Annotated in this window: 21 protein-coding genes; 14 read left to right on the top strand and 7 right to left on the bottom strand. The window is 56.0% G+C overall.

What is annotated here, in order from left to right; translation table 11 throughout:
- The first annotated feature begins 9 nt into the window (after positions 1-9).
- Together ACZRJQ_RS20990 and ACZRJQ_RS20985 are read left to right on the top strand one after the other, a co-directional pair.
- Positions 10-861 carry an ABC transporter permease gene (locus tag ACZRJQ_RS20990; RefSeq protein ID WP_463980218.1) on the top strand — a complete coding sequence of 284 codons (852 nt, stop codon included), beginning with the start codon at positions 10-12 and terminating at the stop codon, positions 859-861.
- A complete protein-coding gene (locus ACZRJQ_RS20985; protein ID WP_463980217.1) occupies positions 858-1,724 on the top strand; it encodes a quaternary amine ABC transporter ATP-binding protein in 867 nt (288 codons plus the stop codon). Before ACZRJQ_RS20990 ends, ACZRJQ_RS20985 begins: the two co-directional genes overlap by 4 nt.
- On the opposite strand, the gene ACZRJQ_RS20980 is transcribed toward ACZRJQ_RS20985, so the two are convergent.
- A complete protein-coding gene (locus ACZRJQ_RS20980; protein WP_463980216.1) occupies positions 1,678-2,304 on the bottom strand; it encodes an alanyl-tRNA editing protein in 627 nt (208 codons plus the stop codon). The two genes, ACZRJQ_RS20985 and ACZRJQ_RS20980, sit on opposite strands and share 47 nt — an antisense overlap.
- An 87-nt stretch (positions 2,305-2,391) precedes the next feature.
- On the opposite strand from ACZRJQ_RS20980, the gene ACZRJQ_RS20975 reads away from it, so the two are divergent.
- Positions 2,392-3,336 carry a LysR family transcriptional regulator gene (locus ACZRJQ_RS20975; RefSeq protein WP_463980215.1) on the top strand — a complete coding sequence of 315 codons (945 nt, stop codon included), beginning with the start codon at positions 2,392-2,394 and terminating at the stop codon, positions 3,334-3,336.
- 13 nt (positions 3,337-3,349) lie between these two features.
- Here the strand turns inward: ACZRJQ_RS20975 and ACZRJQ_RS20970 are convergent, their stop codons facing one another.
- From ACZRJQ_RS20970 to ACZRJQ_RS20950, 5 genes are all read right to left on the bottom strand, one after another.
- Complete coding sequence (locus ACZRJQ_RS20970) at positions 3,350-4,456, bottom strand: hypothetical protein (RefSeq protein ID WP_463980214.1); 1,107 nt, start codon at positions 4,454-4,456, stop codon at positions 3,350-3,352.
- A gap of 5 nt (positions 4,457-4,461) precedes the next feature.
- Complete coding sequence (locus ACZRJQ_RS20965) at positions 4,462-5,112, bottom strand: hypothetical protein (protein WP_463980213.1); 651 nt, start codon at positions 5,110-5,112, stop codon at positions 4,462-4,464.
- A 466-nt stretch (positions 5,113-5,578) separates the two neighbouring features.
- Positions 5,579-9,187 (bottom strand): toxin VasX, encoded by a 3,609-nt coding sequence (locus tag ACZRJQ_RS20960; RefSeq protein ID WP_463980212.1) that lies wholly within the window; start codon positions 9,185-9,187, stop codon positions 5,579-5,581.
- A 475-nt stretch (positions 9,188-9,662) separates the two neighbouring features.
- Entirely contained in the window at positions 9,663-10,079 is a 417-nt protein-coding gene (locus ACZRJQ_RS20955; RefSeq protein ID WP_463980211.1) for a PA2817 family protein, read from the bottom strand.
- Between the two features lie 62 nt (positions 10,080-10,141).
- The gene (locus ACZRJQ_RS20950) at positions 10,142-12,589 is read right to left on the bottom strand and encodes an acyl-CoA dehydrogenase (protein WP_463980210.1); all 2,448 of its coding nucleotides are present in this window, start codon (positions 12,587-12,589) and stop codon (positions 10,142-10,144) included.
- A gap of 298 nt (positions 12,590-12,887) precedes the next feature.
- On the opposite strand from ACZRJQ_RS20950, the gene ACZRJQ_RS20945 reads away from it, so the two are divergent.
- The 3 genes from ACZRJQ_RS20945 (at position 12,888) to ACZRJQ_RS20935 (ending at position 15,354) form a co-directional block, all read left to right on the top strand.
- The gene (locus ACZRJQ_RS20945) at positions 12,888-13,511 is read left to right on the top strand and encodes a glutathione S-transferase (RefSeq protein ID WP_463980209.1); all 624 of its coding nucleotides are present in this window, start codon (positions 12,888-12,890) and stop codon (positions 13,509-13,511) included.
- A gap of 134 nt (positions 13,512-13,645) precedes the next feature.
- Positions 13,646-14,578 (top strand): ABC transporter ATP-binding protein, encoded by a 933-nt coding sequence (locus ACZRJQ_RS20940; protein WP_463980208.1) that lies wholly within the window; start codon positions 13,646-13,648, stop codon positions 14,576-14,578.
- Positions 14,575-15,354 (top strand): ABC transporter permease, encoded by a 780-nt coding sequence (locus ACZRJQ_RS20935; RefSeq protein WP_463980207.1) that lies wholly within the window; start codon positions 14,575-14,577, stop codon positions 15,352-15,354. The genes ACZRJQ_RS20940 and ACZRJQ_RS20935 overlap by 4 nt, the downstream gene beginning before the upstream one ends.
- 44 nt (positions 15,355-15,398) lie before the next feature.
- On the opposite strand, the gene ACZRJQ_RS20930 is transcribed toward ACZRJQ_RS20935, so the two are convergent.
- A complete protein-coding gene (locus ACZRJQ_RS20930) occupies positions 15,399-15,914 on the bottom strand; it encodes a DUF2062 domain-containing protein (protein WP_463980206.1) in 516 nt (171 codons plus the stop codon).
- Between the two features lie 134 nt (positions 15,915-16,048).
- Between ACZRJQ_RS20930 and ACZRJQ_RS20925 the strand changes: the two genes are divergently transcribed.
- The 8 genes from ACZRJQ_RS20925 to murB all read left to right on the top strand — a co-directional run bounded on the left by ACZRJQ_RS20925 (position 16,049) and on the right by murB (position 22,915).
- A complete protein-coding gene (locus ACZRJQ_RS20925) occupies positions 16,049-18,265 on the top strand; it encodes a DNA internalization-related competence protein ComEC/Rec2 (protein ID WP_463980205.1) in 2,217 nt (738 codons plus the stop codon).
- A 128-nt stretch (positions 18,266-18,393) separates the two neighbouring features.
- Positions 18,394-19,029, top strand: a complete 636-nt coding sequence (locus ACZRJQ_RS20920; RefSeq protein ID WP_463980232.1) for a MotA/TolQ/ExbB proton channel family protein — start codon at positions 18,394-18,396, stop codon at positions 19,027-19,029.
- Positions 19,026-19,454: an ExbD/TolR family protein gene (locus ACZRJQ_RS20915; RefSeq protein WP_463980204.1), complete on the top strand. Its 429-nt coding sequence runs from the start codon at positions 19,026-19,028 to the stop codon at positions 19,452-19,454. The genes ACZRJQ_RS20920 and ACZRJQ_RS20915 overlap by 4 nt, the downstream gene beginning before the upstream one ends.
- Positions 19,454-20,464: a tetraacyldisaccharide 4'-kinase gene (gene lpxK, locus ACZRJQ_RS20910; RefSeq protein WP_463980203.1), complete on the top strand. Its 1,011-nt coding sequence runs from the start codon at positions 19,454-19,456 to the stop codon at positions 20,462-20,464. Before ACZRJQ_RS20915 ends, lpxK begins: the two co-directional genes overlap by 1 nt.
- A 24-nt stretch (positions 20,465-20,488) precedes the next feature.
- Positions 20,489-20,674 (top strand): Trm112 family protein, encoded by a 186-nt coding sequence (locus ACZRJQ_RS20905; RefSeq protein WP_048377831.1) that lies wholly within the window; start codon positions 20,489-20,491, stop codon positions 20,672-20,674.
- On the top strand, positions 20,671-21,435 hold the full coding sequence (kdsB, locus tag ACZRJQ_RS20900) for a 3-deoxy-manno-octulosonate cytidylyltransferase (protein WP_463980202.1): 765 nt from the start codon (positions 20,671-20,673) through the stop codon (positions 21,433-21,435). The genes ACZRJQ_RS20905 and kdsB overlap by 4 nt, the downstream gene beginning before the upstream one ends.
- Positions 21,435-21,899, top strand: coding sequence for a low molecular weight protein-tyrosine-phosphatase (locus ACZRJQ_RS20895; protein WP_463980201.1), 465 nt, complete (start codon positions 21,435-21,437; stop codon positions 21,897-21,899). The genes kdsB and ACZRJQ_RS20895 overlap by 1 nt, the downstream gene beginning before the upstream one ends.
- Complete coding sequence (gene murB, locus ACZRJQ_RS20890; protein WP_463980200.1) at positions 21,896-22,915, top strand: UDP-N-acetylmuramate dehydrogenase; 1,020 nt, start codon at positions 21,896-21,898, stop codon at positions 22,913-22,915. The genes ACZRJQ_RS20895 and murB overlap by 4 nt, the downstream gene beginning before the upstream one ends.
- Positions 22,916-22,953 lie beyond the last annotated feature (38 nt).

The following is a 22,953-nucleotide window of genomic DNA, read 5'->3' as shown; positions in this document are numbered from 1 at the left end:
GGGTTGTGCATGTTTCCTGACAATTTAACGTTCTCTATTGCAGGCTGGGTGAATGACGGGGTTGATGCGCTGGTCAGCCACTACGGGGATGTGTTTCGACACCTCTCTGACACCTTGTTGTGGGCTGTTATCCATCTCGAAAACTTATTGCGCATGACCCCGTGGTGGCTGGTGCTGGCCATTATGGGTGCCATCGGCTGGCACGCGACACGCAAAGTGTTTAGCGCCTTACTGATCGTTGGCTTGCTGTTCTTGGTGGGGGCAGTGGGCTTGTGGGACAAGCTGATGCAAACCTTGGCGCTGATGCTGGTGGCCACTGTTATATCCGTAATCCTGGGCATCCCGCTGGGCATTATGGCAGCGCGCAGCAATCGCTTGCGTTCGGTGGTGATGCCGTTGCTGGACATCATGCAAACCATGCCCAGTTTTGTGTATTTGATTCCCGTGTTGATGCTGTTTGGCCTGGGCAAAGTACCAGCGATTTTTGCCACCGTCATTTATGCCGTTCCGCCTCTGATCCGTTTGACCGACTTGGGTATTCGGCAGGTGGATCGGGAGGTCATGGAGGCTATCAACGCATTTGGTGCCAACCCTTGGCAGCAGCTTTTTGGTGTGCAATTGCCTTTGGCCATGCCCAGCATCATGGCCGGGATTAACCAGACCACGATGATGGCACTGTCGATGGTGGTCATTGCCTCGATGATTGGTGCGCGAGGCTTAGGCGAAGACGTACTGATCGGCATTCAGACGCTCAACGTCGGCAAGGGGCTGGAGGCGGGGTTGGCGATTGTGATTTTAGCGGTGGTAATCGACCGTATTACCCAGGCCTATGGTCGGTCGCGGCATGGGGTTAAACAATGAACCAGGTCGCGCGCCCTAAGATTGAAGTCCGTAACGTATTCAAAGTGTTCGGTAGTCGAGAAAAAGACGTGCTGGCACTAATTCGTGCAGGCACAACCAAAGATCAGGTTTTAGCCCAAACCGGTTGTGTCGTGGGGATCAACAACTTATCCCTGTCGATTCAGTCCGGGGAAGTCTTTGTCATCATGGGGCTTTCGGGGTCAGGCAAGTCGACACTGGTGCGGCATTTGAATCGCTTGATCGATCCCTCCAGTGGGCAAATTTTGGTGGATGGCGAAAACATCCTGGATTACGACATGCCCGCCTTGCGCCAATTTCGACGGCACAAAGTCAGCATGGTTTTTCAGAGTTTTGGACTTTTGCCTCATCGCAATGTGCTGGACAACGTCGCTTATGGGCTAAAGGTTCGCGGCGAGGGCAAGGCCGTGTGCAATGAGCGTGCACGGCACTGGATTTCGGTGGTCGGGTTACAGGGGTATGAGCAGGCATTTATTCATCAGTTGTCGGGTGGTATGCGCCAACGTGTGGGGTTGGCCCGAGCGCTGGCGACCGACACTGACATTATTTTGATGGACGAAGCCTTCAGTGCACTCGACCCATTGATTCGCGCCGAAATGCAAGACCAGCTGCTTGAGCTGCAACACACCCTGCAAAAAACCATTGTGTTTATTACCCACGATTTAGATGAGGCGCTGCGCATCGGCAATCGCATTGCCATGCTCAAAGATGGCCAACTGGTTCAGGTCGGCACGCCGCAACAAATCCTTCAATCACCCGCAGATGATTATGTGGAGCGCTTCGTTCGGCATCGTCGCGTCAATCCAGGTGATAGCGCACAGCCAACACCCCTTTTTTCAGTGTGACAGACACAATGCTTACCGCTTTGAGTGCTGCCAGAGAGCGCACATGGGTGCCGCCGCAAGGGTAACTGGGCAGGTCACCAAAACCGATGATGCGCTGCTCGGCATCGACTTGGGTGATGCGAGGCAAGTCATCGCGTATCCACTGCTCAAGGGTGCTCTCAATTGTTTGTGCGTCGAGGGGTTGTGACGTTTCGCCGGGGACAAAACTGACTCGGCATTCGCCGGGCCAATGATGAGCTTTGGTGGGCACCCAGCCCGAGTGCTCGGCGCAAACACCAATCAAATGCCCGGCTGAATGCAGGCGTGCGTGAAGTTGGCGGCGTTGGGCGTCTACTTCGGCCTGAGCACTTCCTAGTGCGATGGCCTGTTTCACGTAATGCACGATGCCGTCAGGCTGCTGAAGCACCTTCACCACGTCACTGTCACCGATGCGCCCTGTGTCACTGGGCTGGCCACCGCCCTGGGGGTGAAAGGGCGTGGCGCGTAACGTGACCGCGAACCCGTCTTCATGGGTTGTGCAGGTAAGGACATCGACTTGAGCGGTAAGTGTGTCGTCGGTGAAAAATAAGCGGTCGGTCATAGCGATGTCCTGAACAGGTTTGTTTTTCAGTATAAACATGGCCTTTGAGTGTGATAATCCACGTAAATTTCAATGGACCTGTGCGCTGTGAGCATAAATCTTCCTCTGCCGTTATTGGCTGAAATGGTGATGTTTGTGAGAGTGGTCGAGGCCGGGAGCTTCTCTGAAGCTGCGCGCCAGCTTGGGACTTCACCCTCAGCGGTCAGTCGTAGTATCTCTCGGCTGGAAAAGGCTCTGGCCATTCGCTTGCTGCAACGCACCACGCGCAAGTTGCGCTTGAGTGATGGCGGGGAGGAGGTCTTCAGGCGGTGCCGTGACATGGCCGGAGCGGCCCAATCCGTGATGGATTTGACTGGGCGTTTTACGCAAGAGGCCGAAGGGCTGATTCGCGTCAGCGTGCCCAAAGCGGTAGGGCGCTTTGTGATTCATCCGCACATGCCGGAGTTTCTGCGGCGCTACCCTAAAGTGAACGTGCAACTCATTTTGGAAGACCGCTACGTCGACCTGATTGATGACAACGTTGACCTGAGCATTCGCATCACCGACCAGCCGCCTCCCGGTTTGGTCGGGCGTCAGTTATTTCCCATCGAGCACCTGCTGTGTGCCACGCCCGAGTATTTGGCCGAACACGGAGTGCCGACGCAGCCCGAAGATTTACGCAATCACAGCTGTATTTACTTGGGAGAAACCCCAGCCGATGCCCGTTGGAAGTTCAAGCAAGGCAGCAAAACGGTGGCGGTGAATGTGACAGGTCGTTATGCCGCCAACCACACGGGCGTGCGATTGGATGCGGTGTTACAGCATGTGGGAATTGGCAGTTTGCCGTACTTCACTGCGCGTCAGGCATTGGACCAGGGATTGATTATTCAGGTGCTGCCGGCCTGGAGTTTTATTGCGTCTTACCACGGTGGCGCTTGGCTGTTGCATGCGCCCACACGTTTTTTGCCGCCCAAGTTGCGTGTGCTTATTGATTTTCTAGTGGAGCGGCTGGCACAAGAGCCCACTCTGGCTGAGCGTTACCAAGCGTTGTAGTCGAAAAAATTACTCAGCGCCTGCGCGGCGAAGACAGCGCCGCAAACACTTCGGTAATTGGCCGCCGAGGGTCGCGTTTGATCAAGGCTTTGACCTTTGCGCTCAGGCTCATCAACTCGCTGCTGGGTTTGGCCCACTGTGCGGGTGGCAAGGGTTCTGACCATTCACGCATTGCCGCTGGCAACGCTCGACGGCCCACTTTGGCGATGCGCTTTATCTCCCACTCCACCAAACGGTTGGGCAGCGTCCACAAGGTCATGACGTGATAGACGTACCAAAAAAAGCCGAACACCCAGCCCACTTCTTTCTCCCGAATACGGCGATGTAACCGAGCGCGGGCATTGCGGAAAGTGTGCAGGCCTTCGTGGTGCGGGTCATCGGGGCCTTGCAGCTCCAGCGGATCTTGAATGGCTTTAAGGTCACTGATCTCGTACTCCATGTACTGACGCACCGCTTCCCAATTCGCAATAGCCAACTGCAAACCGCCACACTGAAACTCGAGGCTGACCAACTCGCCTTCATGCTCAAACCCCATGCCCATCCCGTATTGACGCGATACGCCATATTGCGTGGCACCTTGAGCCTCAACGATCCATGCTGACAACGACTCCCACGGGACAAACAAGGGTTCGGTCGCGTCCTTGGGCATGAAACACACCTCACGGCGCTGGCGGTTGAAGCGGGTGGGGATGACTTTGGTGAAGAGGTTGTGGGCTTCGAACCAAACGTAAAGGCAGATAGATGATCCAAACAGCCAACCGAGAAGAGCGTACTTCCAAGCAACAGCAAAAACGCCTGCAATGGAGTCCACAATATCCTCAACACTTAAACTTAAAGTCAGCCCAAGAAAGCCCATCAATAGTGGAATTCCGAAAGCGACCAAACAGGCACAACTGAACGGCCCTCCTAAACTGACTTGATAGGAGAAAACATTCGGCTCTCCACCCCCAAAGTCCAAATAAATGTCGTTGTAACGACTGATATAAGGGCAGTAAGGCTCGGCTTCGGTAGGCAACGGCAAAGGGGCCAAGTAGGTCAAACGACCGGAAGGGAAGTACTCAATATCGCCGGCCTGCTTCCGAGCGAGCTCAGCCCTGTGTAAAACACTGTTTTCAGGCATCCGACTCAACGCCTGTGTGGGGAGTGGGGCTGGTTGCGATACAGCGCCGCAAACACTTCGGTAATCGGTCGCCGAGGGTCGCGTTTGATCAAGGCTTTGACCTTCGCGCTCAGGCTCATCAACTCGCTGCTGGGTTTGGCCCACTCTGCGGGTAGCAAGGGTTCTGACCATTCACGCATTGCCGCTGGCAACTCCCGACGGCCCACTTTGGCGATGCGCTTTATCTCCCACTCCACCAAACGGTTGGGCAGCGTCCACAAGGTCATGACGTGATAGATGTACCAAAAAAAGCCGAACACCCAGCCCACTTCTTTCTCCCGAATACGGCGATGTAACCGAGCGCGGGCATTGCGGAAAGTGTGCAGGCCTTCGTGGGGCGGGTCATCGGGGCCTTGCAGCTCCAACGGGTCTTGAATGGCTTTCAGGTCACTGATCTCGTACTCCATGTACTGACGCACCGCCTCCCAATTCGCGATGGCCAACTGCAAACCGCCACACTGAAACTCGAGGCTGACCAACTCGCCTTCATGCTCAAACCCCATGCCCATCCCGTATTGACGCGATACGCCATATTGCGTGGCACCTTGAGCCTCAACTACCCATGCCGACAACGACTCCCACGGGACAAACAAGGGTTCGGTCGCGTCCTTGGGCATGAAACACACCTCACGGCGCTGGCGGTTGAAACGGGTGGGGATGACTTTGGTGAAGAGGTTGTGGTGGTAGAGCCAGATGCAAAAAAACATTCCCAAAATAAACAAGTTTCCCCATAGAGCTATTTTCCATGCCTCTGCAAAAACCCCCCTCATAGAATCCAAAATATTATCAACATTAAAGCCCATCGTTAGTCCCATGAGCCCAACCAAAAGAGGGAACCCAAAAGCAATTAAGCAGCCGCAACTAAATGGCAGTCCCAAGTTGAATTGATAAGAAAACACATTAGGATTCCCACCCCCAAAGCCTAAATATGTGTCGTTATAGTCACTTATATAAGCGCAATAAGGCTCAGCTTCTGTGGGCAACGGCAAGGGGGCCAAGTAGGTCAAGCGACCGGATGGAAAATATTCTATGTCGCCGGCCTGCTTAGATGTTCCGAGTTCAGGTTGAGGTGGCTGTACAGATTTAGTTACCACGAGCCACCTCCAGCGCCATAACATCAACAGCCATCAACGGAATTGGTACGTTTGATAGCACGTGCTCTGCCGAAGGAAAGCGCCCCCCTTCCAGTGGATTAAAACGAATGCGATGGGTACGGCGGACTAGCTGTTTATTCGCGCCTAAAGATTGCAGCTCAAGCTCTATCAGCAACTCTTCACGCACTTTACCCAGCACGCGCTCAGGGTTCCGCGGGTAAGGCATTTTTAGCAGCAATGGGGCGCCCTTTCCTTCTTGTTCAGACTTGCTCTTCACACGGAGCAACGTGGCCTGCACCTGTTCAGTGGCACCTGCCCTTTGCTCTACGGGGAAGCCACGATTACCGTGAATAACCGTGGTGATACGTTGCACACCGATCATAAGTCCATTGCGAACATTACCCTCCAGATCGACTTGAAAGTCCGACAAGCTCAGCCCCGGGAAAACTACACAGATTTCGCCCTCTTGGGTGTTGGGCAACAGGTTGATCCAAAACGACTCGCTTTCACTACTTTTAATTTGTACGAACGGCGCTTGCATCAACTCAGTAAGGTGATGCTGGAACGCCTCAAGGCTCAGGCTTTTACGCCTTTCGACTTCACGCCCCCAGGGTGTACTTTGCAGCCATTGATCGTGAGCACTGGTGTTGTAGCGGTTGTAGAGCCAAGTGCCTGCTAACTCCAGTAGCGTAAATAATCCACCGGCCAAATTCGCCCGAAAGAACACACTACCAAGCCGAACACCCGAAGCCACCCACACAGCCTTACGAGCAGCGCCTTTGGTCGCCCTTAGCACGTTTAAGGCTGCTCTAAATGTGTGATTTAACCCATAAGCATTAGTCGCAACCAAGCCTCCAGCCCCGGCCATTGTCAACATCGCGCTGTGTTGGGCGGCACGATTACCACTTCGCACTGCTTGTACCCAATTAGCCTGATAACTATTCAAACTGGAAACAGCAGCAAGAAATCCAAAAGTATAAGAAAAAAAACCCAAACCAATATGCAACTTACCCATCGTGACGTGCAGCTTGGTAAGAGCGCTCACCTTTAAAGCCTCTTTAAGTTTGACCGCCTCAGCACTTAAAGCAGTATCAAACACTCCCTGTGCGGCTACAAAGCCTGCTGCTCCTGTTGCAAATGCAGCACTCATCACGGGCATCCACTCACGTTTATTTTGAGGCAGCCCCATTGTCTCTTTATAGACTTGCCACAAGTTCACCGCCTGCGCCACGAGCAACAACAGCGCCGCCCCATCTCCCAATTTATTCATCACCGGGGCTGCGCGTGCGCCACTGCGAAAGTTGTCCATCAGCCCTTGTACTTGCTGGCGCTGCTCGTATGAAAAAGTAACCGTCAGCCCGGCGCGGGCTTGGGTGGAGCCGTAGATACGGGCATGTTCGTCCGGCAATTGGGTAATCGGGCTGATGCTGGCTGCCAGTCGGCCTTCACCCAGTTTCAGTTGTTGGCGCAGGTTGTACATGTCTGCCATGAGCGCCTGAGCCTGCGCAGAGCGATGCCCGTGGGTGCGATTGATTTGGTTGCGCCGACGCTTGAGTTGCGACATTTCTGTGCGCTGCGCCAACACCTCTTTGAGCGTTTCGCGCAAGCTGGCCTGTTCCGCCGGGGAGGCAAAACGAAAGGTGACGCCCTCGGTTTGGGCCGCTTGCAGAATGCGCGCAGGCAGGGCTTTGGGCAGGTTGCGGAACAGTTGGTCGAGGTCGGGCATGGTTTGCCCTTTGAGCACGCCATCAAAGCCAGCGAGCATTTTTTCCAACCCCAGATTAAGGGCCGGAGTCAGGGCATTTTGTGCGGCATTGGCCACCGTGCGAGTGCTCTTTGGCAAGTCATCCAGTGCAGGTAAACGGCCCTGTTCAATCTTGCGCAGGCTTTGCAGGTGGGCGGGCACGTTGTTGTACAAAGTCATGCCCGCCGCGAATAAAAAGGCGTACTGCACCCACAGTGAGGTTTGGTCGCTATAGGGCAAGGTGTGATAAAGCGGGCGGCTGAACTGAGGGGCTCGCTCCATAAAGTCGAGCAGTTGTGTGCACGCCTCGTCGCTTCGGCAAATGTCCTTCAGGCAGGCGTATTCCACGGTAAAAGCATGGTCGACCTGCGCGCTGTGCAGTGGGTCGAAATACCAGGCGGCCTTGTGAAAGGCGCCGTTGGCAACGAGCGCAACGCGGTCGGCGGTGATGCAGTCCAGCAGGCGATTCCAGCGTGCGAGCTTGGTGCGGTGGCTGAGCAACTCGCGGTCCATCGCCTCGCGATCAATGAGGTCGTTGACCCCACGCTGGCCAAGTTTTCTGCCTGTGAGGATGTCGTGTATCTGCTGTCCTTGATGCTTCCCCAAAGCGATCAAAGCGTCAAAATGCTGATGCACAAAAACTTGAGGTGCGACCCGAAAGTGCTCGCGGGTGTAATAAAGCCGGTCAGTGTCTGACATCGCTTCCAGACCACTGTTATCCAAACCCAAACCACGTGAGTGACCGGCTGCAATGGCGTCATGCTCTGCCACCTGACGCAAGTGAGCCAGCTCATCCGGCGTGGGGCTGCCTTCGGGGGGGAGCATCAGTCCGCCCCTGTTGAGGTACTCCAGCAGTGCTTGCCGAGTGGTTTCGCGCTCGGGCTCGGGCAGGTTCTGCAAGTCGGTAAACAGGGCTTTGAAGGCCGGGTCATCGGTGGCTGCGGCCAATGCTGACAGATCAGGTTGTGTCAGTTGGCTGAGGGACTCGATGTAACACGCCAGCAGGTAATCACGCTCGTTATCGCCTTGCTGCGTTCCACCATTGGCCCAATCGCTGATCCAGCCGACAACTTGATCCTGATAGTTGGCCAGGTCGCGCAAGACCCCCAAGGTGTCATCGAGCACCAGATACAGCGTGTCATGGTGGTACTGAGGGTGGATGCAACCCGTCAACGCATTGAAGGACGTTTCAATAAAATGCTCAGGGATTTCCCACACATAAGGGCGGCGTTCGTGTTCAGGCAAAAATGCTTCACTGCCTTGCACTTTTTGCGCAGCGTCCAATCGCTCCGTCGCCACTTCGGCTAGCCAGTGCTCAGCCATGTCGCGAGTCAGCAGATGCGAGCCACCTTTTTGACAATCAATGTGGCTCAGGCTCACGGCCTGCATAAAGCGATCGCGCTCGCTGGTGGCTTTTAACACTTGGCTGCATTTTTTTGCCGTCCACTGGGCCTCGGCATAGCTCAGATACAGGGTGCTGCGTTTGTCGTAAATCAGGTTCGGCGTGTTGATCGGCTGAGTACGCTGATCCACGGTGACCTTCTCGCCTTGCCAGAGCATGGCGCTGACCAGTCCATCCAGCACGCGGTACTCGGACAAAATACCCGTGCTGCCTTCAATCACGTACAGCCAGCCATCGCGCAGCAACCGAATGCCCAGCGGGCGAGTGCTTAATTGATAAGGGGTTGACACTTCTTGGGTAGGGTCAAGTTCAGCCTTGTCTACCAGCCCATAGCGCAACGGGATGAGTTGCACCTTGGCCTGAGTCAGCGGGCAGATGCCCAGGCTGCTTCTGGCGTTGCCACGGCTTTTGCTGACATTGTTTGGATTTTTAGGGAAGAAAGCAGCCGACATTAATCAGGTTCTCGCAGGCCTAGTGCCCGGCATCTGGCAACTTCAGCAGCTTTTGCAATCCATTGGGCGGGCGTAGACACAACGTTCTCCTTGCTGAAGTTATGGATTTCTCGCAAGACCAACGCTTGCAAGACTGCAAGATGAACTCAAGATGTATGCCAAAGTTTAATTAATCGTTATTAATCAATGAGATGTATGGATTTAGAGGCGAGCTGTTAATTGTCTTCAGACTTATTCGATAAAAATTGCGCAATACCTTGCGCATTAATGCGCCATTTTTTGCGAAGGGCTCGCAGCCGATTAGTGACTTAGGTTTAAGCGCTTATCTGGCAGGACGCGCGCCGTGTTCTGCGCAAAATATTGCGCACTACGCTGTTTGCATGGCGTGACAAAACGAGTTAACCGATGGCGTTTTCAGCCCATAAAAAAGGCCCGCCGGGAATGCCGGGCGGGCCTTGAGTGCTCAGTGAGGCAATCAGTGCTGTGGGCTGTCTTTTTCGGTCGGCAGCGCCATGAATTGTTTTTCCTGATTCCAGTCGAACGGTTCGTCGTTCAGCTCAGCTTCATGGCGACGTTCTTCCAGAGCTTCATACATGTCCAATTCTTCATCGGACAGGAAGTTAAAGCACGCACCGCCGAAGAACCACAACAAGTCGCGGGGCACCAAGTGAGCGATTTGCGGGTAGCGTTCGATGACTTGGCACAGGATGTCCTGACCCAAGTATTGGCTGTTATCAAAGTCGGTCAGTAGACCGCTTTTCATTTCGTCGAAGCGCTCCATGAACAGAGCATGGCTTTCTTCCGGGATCTGTTCGGCATCACCGACAGCAACCAGGATGCTGCGCAACATATCGAGCAGGGCGAGATTATGGTTGAGATCGTTGGTGGCCATTGTGGTGTCCTCTAGAGCAAAACGGGCGCGGGAGTATAAAGCCCCCAGCGCCCGCTGTCCTGCTAGCGAATCTTTCCTTCGTTGTGGGTGAGTTGTTCCTTGGCAAAATCATCCACATCAATGACTTTGCGCCGCGCCACCTCAGCTTTGTGCAGGGTTTGGGCCTCATCGGCTTGAAGCACACCGGCTTGCAGTGCTGCGTCGATAGATGATTGGCCTACTGCCGGTTTGACCTGACCGCTTTTGAGCGCTTCGTGGAGTTTTTTGTACAGCGGGTGTGCGGCGCTTAATTGCTCGCACGCGTGTTGCAGTGCGCCCACTGGATCGTCCGCTGACTGCGGGCGATAGCAACCCGCAAGCACGGCTTCAAGGGTGGGGTCACCTTTGGCGCGTCCCAGCACGGCGGCCACTTCGGCATCCAGCGCGTCCGACGGCCCTGTGTGGCGGCGGCCTAGCGGAAATACTACGCCGCGCAACAAAAAGCCCAGCGTGCGGCTCGGGAAGTTTTTCAGCAGTTCATCCAGTGCACGTTCAGCGTGGCCGAGGCTTTCTTCCATGGCCCATTTGAACAATGGGTTGAGGTGCTCAGGCGAGTCGAGGTCGTGATAACGCTTGAGCGCGGCCGAGGCCAAGTACATATGGCTGAGCACATCCCCCAGGCGTGCTGACAAGCGTTCGCGACGTTTAAGCTCGCCGCCCAGCAGCATCATGCTCAAGTCGGCCAGCATGGCAAAGGCGGCTGCCTGACGATTCAGTGCCCGGAAATAACCTTGGCTCAAGGCGTTGCCGGGGGCTTGTTCAAAGCGGCCAAACCCTAGGTTCAACACCAGTGTGCTGGCCGCGTTGCTGACGGCGAAACCGATGTGGTTGAGCAACAGCTCGTCGAACTCCTGCAGCGCTTGAGCGTGATCCTCACGCCCGGCGAGTGCCATTTCCTTCAATACAAAGGGATGACAGCGGATGGCGCCTTGACCAAAGATCATCAGGTTGCGCGACAGAATATTTGCGCCTTCTACCGTGATAAAAATCGGCGCACCTTGCCAACTGCGGCCCAAGTAGTTGTTGGGGCCCATGATGATGCCTTTGCCGCCATGAACGTCCATGGCGTGACTGATACATTCACGGCCTCGCTCGGTCAGGTGGTACTTGAGAATGGCCGACAACACCGATGGTTTTTCGCCCAGGTCCACGGCGTTGGCCGTCAGCATGCGCGCGCTGTCCATCAGCCAGGCGTTACCACCAATTCGTGCCAGTGCTTCTTGAATGCCTTCAAACGCGGCCAGCGGTACGTTGAACTGCTCACGCACTTGAGCATACTGCCCAGTCACTAAGCTGGTGAATTTGGCGGCCCCTGTACCTACGGCAGGCAACGAGATGGAACGGCCCACGGACAGGCAGTTCATCAGCATCATCCAGCCCTTGCCGAGCATCTCTTGGCCACCGATCAGGTAGCTCAGAGGGATAAACACGTCCTTGCCCCAGTTAGGGCCGTTCATGAATGCTGCGCCCAGCGGCAAGTGGCGACGTCCGATTTCGACACCTGGCGTATCGGTGGGGATCAACGCCAAGCTGATGCCTAAATCTTCTTCTTCGCCCAGCAAGTGGTCTGGGTCGTGAGCCTTAAAGGCAAGGCCGAGCAGGGTAGCGACCGGCCCGAGAGTGATGTAGCGCTTTTCCCAATTCAGGCGCAGGCCGAGCACTTCTTCGCCTTGCCATTGGCCTTTGCAGACCACGCCAGTGTCCGGCATGGCGCCCGCATCGGAGCCCGCCAGTGGGCCGGTGAGGGCAAAACAGGGAATGTCATCGCCACGGGCCAGACGCGGCAGATAGTGGTTACGTTGTTCGTCGGTGCCGTAGTGCAGCAGCAACTCGGCGGGGCCAAGGGAATTGGGCACCATGACGGTTGATGCCAAGTCGCCGCTGCGGGTGGCGAGTTTCATGGCCACTTGCGAGTGGGCGTAGGCCGAGAATCCTTTGCCGCCGAACTCTTTGGGAATAATCAGCGCAAAGAAGCCATGTTCCTTGATATGCGCCCACGCTTGGGGCGGCAGATCCATGTCCTGACCGATTTGCCAGTCGCTGACCATTGCACACAATTGTTCGGTAGGGCCGTCGATAAAAGCCTGCTCTTCTTCGGTCAACTGCACCTTGGGGTAGGCCAGCAATTGATCCCAGTTGGGGCGACCACTGAAGAGTTCGCCATCCCACCACACCGTGCCGGCATCAATGGCGTCCCGCTCGGTTTTGGACATGGGGGGCAGGGTTTTCTGGAACCAGTTGAACAACGGGGCGCTAAACACTTTGCGGCGTAGATCGGGCAGCAATAACAGCGCAGCAGGCGCCGCCAGCAACAGCCACAAAACCCCCAGCAACCAGCCTGACGCATGGCTAAACGCGCCCATCAGCAAGAGGTAAACGGCCACCATGCCTATGGCTGGCAGCGGCGCAATGCGGCGATGAGCCAGCCAGGCAATGCCAACGATCAAAACCAAAATCCACAACAACAGCATATTCAATCCTCCGTGAGGCTTAGGTCGTGCACCCCTGTGAGCTTAGTCGCAACTCTTGAGCAAGGTGGGCGTGTATCACTCGGCTCTGTATGCAATGTATTTGCGCTCGGTTATGCAGCGTTGCATTCAGGCTCAGACACCTAGAGTCGTGCGCGACCCTGGTCGTTCCTCGACTGTTTCGCCTTGCCTGACCGTCGCTCGAAAACATTTCGTACAGACCCTACTGACCTTGGGTTGGAGGCGGAGTTCGTCTTACGGATGTAGACTGCCTCGGCGTCTATCAATCAGGAGTCTGAACATGCTGAAAGTGTGGGGTCGCAAGAATTCATCGAATGTCAGAAAAGTGCTGTGGTGTGCTGAAGAATTGGCACTGCCCTACAAACGAGAAGAGGCGGGCGGTGCCTTTGGTGTGGTCGACAGCCCGGAGTACCGCGCGTTGAACCCCAATGGTCGCGTGCCGATGATCGAAGACGATGGGTTTGTACTCTGGGAGTCAAACACCATTGTGCGCTACCTCGCGGCCCGTTATGGCGATGACACCTCTTGGTACGCGAGCGATGTGTGTGTTCGGGCTCAGGCAGACAAATGGATGGACTGGACAACATCTTCCTTTGCCGGCCCTTTTCGTGATCTGTTTTGGGGCGTTTTGCGCACCCCCGCAGAACAACAGGATTGGTTGCTGATTAACGCTGCGAGCAAAACCTGCGCTGAGCTGTTGTCGATTGTGGATCAGGCTTTGTCAGAAAAGCCTTATTTGTCTGGGGATGAAATCGGCATGGGGGATATTCCACTGGGATCGTTTATCTATGCCTGGTTCGAAATGCCTATTGAACGGCCGCAAATGCTGCACTTGAGCGCTTGGTATGAGCGCCTGAAACTGCGTCCGGCCTATCGAAGTGCGGTGATGACCGCGTTGACTTAATACCCACTATTAATACGGGCGACTGTACTTGTGTCGCGAGGCCAAGCACCATGCAGCCTGCGTGTGGGGCTTGTATGACAAACAGCTCGCCCTTATTAAACCCTCCTGTTCCCCATCTTGGTGCGTAATCCGATATGAGTTCCGCTCTGTCCATACGGCAGCTAACCAAAACCTACGGCAACGGTTTCCAGGCCCTGAGTGGTATCGATCTGGATGTTGCTGAAGGTGACTTTTTTGCCTTGCTCGGCCCAAACGGCGCAGGCAAATCCACAACCATTGGTATTCTTTCCACCTTGGTTAACAAAACCAGCGGCACGGTGAATATCTTTGGTCATGACCTGGATCGCAATCCTGCGGCTCTTAAGCGCAGCATCGGCGTGGTGCCGCAAGAGTTCAATTTCAACCAGTTTGAAAAAACCTTCGATATCGTCGTCACCCAAGCGGGTTACTACGGCATCCCGGCCAAGATCGCCAAAGAACGCGCCGAAAAGTACCTCACTCAACTGGGGCTTTGGGATAAGCGCGATACGCCCTCGCGTTCATTATCGGGTGGTATGAAGCGCCGGCTGATGATTGCCCGTGCGCTGGTGCATGAGCCGCGCCTGCTGATTCTTGATGAACCCACCGCGGGCGTGGACATTGAACTGCGCCGTTCAATGTGGACTTTTCTCACCGAGCTGAATGAGCAGGGCACTACCATCATCCTCACCACGCATTATCTGGAAGAGGCTGAGCAACTGTGCCGCAACATCGGGATCATCGACCACGGCACCATCGTTGAAAACACCAGCATGCGCCAGTTGCTGGGGCAGTTGCATGTCGAAACCTTCTTGCTTGATCTCAAGTATCCCTTGCAGGCTGCCCCGCAGTTGATCGGCTATCCGAGCCAATTGCTCGATGGCGCCACGCTGGAAGTTCAAGTGGACAAGGCGGTTGGCATTACCGGGCTGTTTACACAATTGGCCACGCAAAACATTGAAGTGGTGAGTTTGCGCAACAAAACCAATCGCCTTGAGGAGCTGTTTGTGTCGCTGGTCGAAAAAAATCTGGCAAAGGTGGCGATATGAGCTCAGAGCTGCGCCCCAACCTGATCGCGTTGAACACCATTATTTATCGCGAAGTTCGACGCTTTATGCGTATCTGGCCGCAAACCTTGCTGCCGCCAGCGATCACGATGGTGCTGTATTTTGTGATCTTCGGTAATTTGATCGGTCGGCAAATCGGCGATATGGGTGGTTTCACCTATATGGAGTACATCGTGCCGGGCCTGATCATGATGTCGGTGATTACCAACTCCTACGGCAACGTTGTGTCGAGCTTCTTCGGCAGTAAGTTTCAGCGCTCGATTGAAGAGCTAATGGTGTCGCCGGTATCGCCGCATACCATTTTGATTGGCTACACCGTGGGTGGCATTTTGCGTGGGTTGATGGTGGGCGTGATCGTGACGTTACTGTCACTGTTCTTTACCCACTTGCAGGTGCATCACCTGGGTTTGACCATCGTGGTGGTGCTGCTCACAGCGACAATCTTCTCGCTGCTGGGGTTTGTGAACGCTGTGTTTGCACGCAACTTTGATGATATTTCGATCATCCCCACCTTTGTGCTAACGCCGCTGACCTATCTGGGCGGGGTGTTCTACTCGATCAGCCTGCTCCCGCCGTTCTGGCAGAGCGTGTCGATGGCCAATCCGGTGTTGCACATGGTCAACGCCTTCCGCTACGGCATTTTGGGTGTGTCGGACATCAAAATCAGCGTGGCACTGACCTTTATGGTGGTGGCCACGGTGGTGCTGTACATCGTTTGCGCCCGCTTGCTGGTCAGCGGTCGTGGTATGCGCCAGTAATGGGTTGCAGCGACGCATAAGTAAGGCCCCTTCGGGGGCCTTTTTCATGGGCGTTTGTTTTGTCGGCGCTTCCATTGGCGGCTGACCCACCAGCGCCAGTACAACAGGGTCAGGCAGTAGGCCAGGGCGCCCAGCACCACGCCACACACCACAGACCCCAACAAGAAAGGTTGCCAGAGGGTTGAGAGTTGCCCGCTGATCCATTCCCACGTCAGCTCACTGGGCAGGGTGCGGGCCGGCACATTCATTAGCCATGCCCCGATTTGGTAGGTGCAATAGAAGACCGGCGGCATGGTGATAGGGTTGGTCAGCCAAACCAGGCCGACCGAAATGGGCATGTTGCTGCGCACGTAAATGGCCATAAAAGCCGCCAGCAGCATTTGGAAAGGCATGGGAATAAACGCGGCAAAAATGCCAACCGCCATCGCCCTGGAAACTGAGCGGCGATTGAGGTGCCAGAGGTTGGGGTCATGCAGCAAGGTGCCCATAAAGCGTAAGGATTTGTGTTCCCTTATGCTGGCTGGGTTGGGCATGAAACGCTTGAATAAACGCCGTGGCATAAGCTTCTCACTCGGAGTGAGGGCGCAGTATGCCCAAATTCTGCGGGCTGCCAATTTAGATTTTGTGACAATTATTTAAACCCGACGCGCTGATTCCAACTAATCCGAGTGCATGGACTGCTTTGGATTTGGCTATGTACACAGGGATGTTGGCGTTAGCGTCAGGCTTGATTGCCTTGCGTTATTTACCGGTTTTGCCGCCGGTCTGGTTAATGCTGGTGATGGGCATGCTGGGCCTTGGGGTGTTGCGTACTCGCGGTTATCCGGTTGGATTGTTTTTGTTGGGTCTCTCGTGGGCCTGCTTGCAAGGGCAATGGGCGCTGGATGATCGACTGCCCGCTCGGCTCGATGGTCACACGTTGTGGCTGGAGGGTCGGGTTGTGGGGCTGCCCGAGCAAGGTGCAGGCGTGGTGCGGTTTGAAGTGCAAAACGCTACTTCGCGTCGCACCCCGCTGCCCGCGACCCTAAGGTTGAGCTGGTATGACGCCCCGTCAGTGCGCAGTGGGGAGCGTTGGCGTTTGGCGGTCAAACTCAAGCGTCCCGGCGGGTTGCTCAATGCGCAGGGGTTTGATTACTCAGCTTGGCTGTTGGCGCAGCGCATTGGCGCCACCGGCACCGTCAAGGACGGCCAACTACTGGCTCCGGCGCAACAAGCGTGGCGTGACGGCGTGCGCCAACGCCTGCTCAACACGCAGGCCAACGGGCGAGCGCCGTGGTTAGCAGCGTTAGTCATGGGCGATGGCTCGGGTTTGAGCCGTGACGACTGGGCGATCCTGCAAACCACAGGCACCGTGCACTTATTGGTCATTTCGGGGCAGCACATTGGGCTGTTTGCCGGTTTGATTTATGGGCTAGTGGCGTTATTAGCCCGCTATGGCCTATGGCCGCGACGTTTGCCGTGGTTGCCTTGGGCTTGTGGATTGGCATTTGTTGGCGCGACAGGTTACGGCTTGCTGGCCGGTTTTGAGGTGCCTGTGCAGCGTGCCTGCGTGATGCTCGGGCTGGTGCTGTTGTGGCGTTTACGCTTTCGGCATTTGGGCGCGTGGTTACCCTTTTTGTTGGCGCTCAATGCGGTGTTAATCGCTGAGCCGTTGGCAAGCTTGAGGCCCGGTTTTTGGCTGTCATTTGCTGCGGTCGCGGTCTTGATTTTTACCTTCAGCGGGCGCTTGGGGCCTTGGCCTTGGTGGGCCGCGTTTACGCGCCCGCAAGGCTTGATTGCATTGGGGTTGTTTCCGTTGCTGTGGATTCTCGGCTTGCCCATTAGCGTGACGGGGCCTGCGGCTAATTTGCTGGCGGTGCCGTGGATCAGCGTGTTGGTATTACCGACGGCATTGTTGGGCACATTATTGCTACCTGTACCTTGGCTGGGTGAGAGCCTGTTGTGGTTGTCGGGAGGTTTGCTGGATTGGCTGATCAGGGCGCTGGCAGTGCTGGCAGCGCACTTTTCCAGTTGGACGCCTCAATCTGTTCCGTTGGTTATTTGGTTGCTGAGCGCAGTGGGGGCGTTGCTGCTGTTACTGCCTGCTGGCGTCGTGTTAAGACCTTTGGGGTGGCCGTTGGTAATGCTGGCGGTATTCGCCCCGCGTGAGCAAATCCCTCATGGTCAGGTGGAGGTTTTGCAGTTGGATGTCGGGCAGGGATTGGCGATCGTGTTGCGTACTCGGCATCACACGTTGCTGTATGACGCAGGCCCCAGAGTTCGGGACTTTGATCAGGGCGAGCGGGTCGTGGTGCCTGCATTGCGAGCGCTGGGCGTGGGTGAACTGGACCTGATGGTGCTTAGCCATGCCGATGCGGATCACGCCGGTGGCGCACTGGCGGTGAGCGCGGCGTTAAAGGTCAAGCAGGTGTTGAGCGGTGAGCCTCAGCGATTGCCGGAGCGTTTGAATGCGCAGCCGTGCGTCAGTGGCGAGGCTTGGGAGTGGGATGGGGTTAAGTTTTCACTTTGGCAATGGTCTCAGGCGACAGACGGTAACCAGCATTCATGTGTGGTGCAAATCGAGGCCAATAACGAGCGCTTGCTGTTAACCGGCGATATTGACGCTCACGCCGAGCGGGCCTTGCTGCAAAGCCCCTTGGCAACGACAACCCATTGGTTACAAGCACCTCATCATGGCAGCCGCACGTCGTCATCAATGGCTTTGCTCAAGGCTTTGTCGCCACGTGCTGTATTGATATCGCGGGGGCATGGTAATAACTTTGGGCACCCGCATCCGCAGGTCATGGCGCGCTATCAGGCGCTGGGTGTTCAGGTGTTCGACAGCGCCGAGCAAGGTGCTATTGAGTTACGTTTGGGGGCCTTTACGCAGGCCAAAACCATGCGTGAACAACGCCGCTTTTGGCGCGACTAAACGCACGCAACACGCTTTGAGCGTGCTCTTGCTGCTTGGTATCGCCCGGCGCAGGTTTTGCCATGCTTCTTAGGAGCGTCGCCCGGCCCTATGGTAGAGTGGCGCACTTTTTCGAGGGGATTGTCACTGTGTGGGAATTGGTCAAATCCGGCGGCTGGATGATGCTGCCGATCATCCTGAGCTCCGTTGCCGCGCTGGGCATTATTGTCGAGCGCTTGTGGACCCTTCGTGCTAGCCGCGTGACCCCGCCACATCTGCTGGGGCAGGTTTGGGTCTGGATCAAAGACAAGCAGCTGGACAAGGACAAGCTCAAGCAATTGCGAGCTGACTCCCCGCTGGGTGAGATCCTTGCTGCCGGCCTGGCTAACTCACGTCATGGTCGCGAGATCATGAAAGAGTGCATTGAAGAAGCCGCTGCTCGGGTCATCCACGAGCTTGAGCGCTATCTCAATGCACTGGGCACCATCGCTGCGATGGCTCCGTTGCTGGGGCTGTTGGGCACAGTGTTGGGCATGATCGATATTTTCAGCTCCTTTATGGGGGCAGGCATGACCAGCAATGCGGCGGTGCTTGCCGGTGGTATTTCCAAGGCGCTGATTACCACGGCAGCCGGTTTGATGGTCGGTATCCCAGCGGTGTTTTTCCACCGCTTCTTGCAGCGGCGCGTTGATGAGCTGGTTGTCGGCATGGAGCAAGAAGCCATCAAGTTGGTTGAAGTCGTGCAGGGCGATCGCGAAGTCGACATGGCTGGGAGCAAAGCGTGAAATTTCGCCGCAAGCCACGAGAAACAGTCGATATCAACCTCGCGTCGCTGATTGATGTGGTGTTCATCTTGCTGCTGTTTTTTGTCGTGACCACCACCTTCACCCGTGAGACCCAGTTGCGGGTCGACTTACCGGAGGCCGTCAGCGGTTCTCCCAGTGAAGACCAAAACCCCAAGCAATTGGATGTCGCGATCAGCGCAGACGGCGTGTTTTCGGTGAATAACCAACTGCTGCCGAAAAACGATTTGGCCAGCTTGATGGACGCGTTGCAGGCAGAGTCGGGTGGCGATACCAGCTTGCCGTTGTCGATCAGCGCCGATGGCAAAACTCAACATCAAGCTGTGATCACCGCAATGGACGCCGCAGGCAAACTCGGTTTTAGCCATTTGCGCATGACCACGGTCGAGGCGCAGACGACTCCCTGATGGCCATGTCTGATCGTTTATTACGGGCCTGGTATGAAGGGCACCCATTGCTCAAGGTGTTGCGCCCTTTGGAGTGCCTCTATCGGCGCGTGGTTGAGCGCAAGCGTGCGCGCTTTGTCGCGGGTGAAGGCGAAATCTATCGTCCGCCCGTGCCGCTGATTGTTGTGGGCAACATCACGGTCGGTGGCACCGGCAAGACGCCGCTCATTGTATGGTTGATCGAGCACTGCCAGCGCAATGGTGTGCGGGTTGGAGTGGTCAGCCGAGGCTATGGGGCCAAGCCACCAAGCTTTCCTTGGCGTGTTCACGCGCAGCAAAGTGCGACAGTGGCGGGGGACGAACCCCTGCTGATTGTGCAGCGCAGCGGCGTGCCATTAATGATCGACCCCGACCGCAGCCGTGCCGTCAGCGCGTTGCTAGCCAGCGAACCTTTAGACCTGATTTTGTCAGACGATGGTTTGCAGCATTACCGACTGGCGCGGGACCTTGAATTGGTGCTGATCGACAACGCCAGAGGTTTGGGCAACGGCCATTGCTTGCCTGCCGGGCCACTGCGTGAGCCCGCTGAACGTTTACAGAGTGTTGATGCGGTGTTGTACAACGGCGCTGCCCTCGACACTGACGCAGGTTTCGCCTTCGAGTTGAAACCCACTGCGCTGATTAACGTGTTAAGCGGTGAGCGCCAAACCTTGGGCTTTTTTCCGCCGCAGCAAGCGCTGCACGCGGTGGCCGGGATCGGCAACCCGCAGCGTTTCTTCACCACACTTGAAGCGCTACACTGGCGGCCAATTGCCCATGCCTTTGCTGACCACGCGCTCTACAGCGCTGAGGTCTTGAATTTTACGCCGTCGTTACCGCTGGTTATGACTGAGAAAGATGCGGTGAAGTGCCGCACTTTTGCGTCGCCAGACTGGTGGTATCTGGCGGTAGACGCAGTACCCTCAGAGGCGTTTGTCCTTTGGTTTGATCAACAGTTACTGCGTCTGTTACCCAATCGACTTTTGCCCTAACTCATCTTTATTCAGGGAATTTTTATGGACACCAAACTGCTCGATATTCTGGCTTGCCCTGTTTGCAAAGGCCCACTCAAGCTCAGCGCCGATAAAACCGAGTTGATCAGCAAAGGCGCCGGTTTGGCCTACCCGATCCGTGATGGCATTCCGGTGATGCTGGAAACTGAAGCCCGCACCCTGAGCCCTGATGAGCGTCTGGACAAATGATCCCCGCTTTCACAGTCGTTATCCCGTCGCGTTACGCCTCAACCCGTTTGCCCGGCAAGCCGCTGCAAATGATCGCGGGCAAACCGATGGTGCAGCATGTGTGGGAACAAGCGTGCAAAAGCAGCGCCCAGCAGGTGGTGATTGCCACTGACGATGCGCGCATTATTGACGCCTGCAAAGCCTTTGGCGCACACGTGATCATGACCCGGGCTGACCATGAGTCAGGGACTGATCGTTTGGCTGAGGTGGCTGCGCAACTGGGCTTGGCCAACGATGCCATCGTGGTCAACGTACAAGGTGACGAGCCGTTGATCCCGCCACAAGTGATTGATCAGGTTGCAGTCAACCTGGCGGCTCACGGTGAAGCGCGCATGGCGACATTGGCCGAGCCGATTAGCGACGTCGAAACACTGTTCAATCCGAATGTGGTCAAGGTTGTCAGCGACATTAACGGTCTGGCGCTGACGTTTAGCCGCGCCACCTTGCCTTGGGCTCGCGATGATTTTGCCAAGGGCACCGATCATTTGCCTGAAGGCGTGCCTTATCGCCGGCACATTGGCATTTACGCTTACCGTGCAGGCTTTCTGCATGACTTTGTGAGCTGGGGGCCGTGCTGGCTAGAAAACACTGAGCGTCTGGAGCAGTTGCGAGCGCTTTGGCATGGCGTGCGCATTCATGTGGCAGATGTGGTTGAGGCTCCGCCTGCGGGCGTTGATACCCCTGAAGACCTAGAGCGCGTTCGGCGTTTGTTGGAGGTTTGATGCGCGTCCTGTTCGTGTGCCTGGGCAATATTTGCCGTTCTCCTACAGCAGAAGGCGTGTTGCGCCACAAATTGCTTGAGGCCGGTCTGTCAGATCGCATCGAAGTGGCTTCTGCGGGCACTAGCGATTGGCATGTGGGCAAAGCCCCTGATTCGCGTAGTCAGCGTGCGGCGAGGTTGCGTGGCTACGACTTGTCGGCGCAACGTGCCCAGCAAGCCAAGTCAGCCGACTTCAATACCTATGACCTGATTCTGGCGATGGACCGCAGCAACCTGCGCGATCTCAAGGCCCTACAGCCTTCGAACGCCAAGGCTGAGCTGGATCTGTTTTTGTCTCGTTATGACGGGGCGAAAGACGAAGTGCCTGATCCTTACTATGACGGCGAGCATGGATTTGAAGAGGTTCTGGACTTGGTCGAGCAGGCTTGCGACCGATTGATCGTTGAGCTGAAGGGGCGTTTATGAGTTTGCAGTTGCAGGTTAATGCCTCGCTCAAGCCCTTTAACAGTTTTGGTGTCGACGTACGTGCCAGTCTGCTTGGCGAAGCGCACACAGACGATGATGTGCGTGAGGCGCTGCGCTGTGCCGCAGATCGCCAACTGCCTTTGCTGGTGATCGGAGGCGGCAGCAATCTGCTGTTAACCGCTGATGTACCGGCGCTGGTTTTGCGCATGGTCAGCCGTGGCATTCGCATGATCGAAGAAAGTAGCGAGCGGGTTGTGGTTGAAGCTGAGGCGGGCGAGGTTTGGCATGCTTTTGTGCTCTGGACTTTGGCACAAGGGTTGTCGGGCCTCGAAAACCTCAGCTTGATCCCGGGCACCGTAGGTGCAGCGCCCATGCAAAACATTGGCGCATACGGGGTTGAAATCAAGGACGTATTTGCTGGCCTGACTGCGCTTGACCGACAAACAGGCGAGTTGCGTGACTTCGGTTTGGCTGAGTGCAACTTTGGCTATCGCGACAGTGTGTTTAAGCAGCAGCCTGGCCGTTGGCTCATTCTGCGGGTCAGATTTGCCCTGAATCGGGCCGCACGGCTGCATTTGGAGTACGGGCCTGTGCGTCAGCGTTTGACCGAACTGGGTATTGATCAGCCCACCGCCAGTGATGTCAGTCGTGCCATCAGCAGCATTCGTAGCGAAAAGCTCCCGGACCCGGCGGTGTTGGGCAATGCGGGGAGTTTCTTCAAAAACCCGGTGATCTCGGCAGGGCTTGCCGCTGAGTTAAAACGGGCTCACCCCGGGATTGTTGGTTACCCACAAGCCGATGGTCAGGTGAAGCTGGCGGCCGGATGGTTAATTGAGGCCGCAGGTTGGAAGGGTTTTCGCGAAGAAGATGCGGGCGTGCATCGCTTGCAGTCATTGGTACTGGTCAACTATGGCTCAGCCACAGGCATGCAGCTATTGACCTTGGCACGGCGTATTCAGGCTGATATCGAACAGCGTTTTGCAGTGCAACTGGAGATGGAGCCCAATTTGTATTAAGGCTTCTGCGCGCGCGGACTTACGTTCGCGCTAGTAAG

Source organism: Pseudomonas sp. E315 (genome assembly GCF_055406205.1).
The sequence above is the reverse complement of the archived record's forward strand: the minus strand, read 5'-3'. Positions and strand labels throughout refer to the sequence as shown.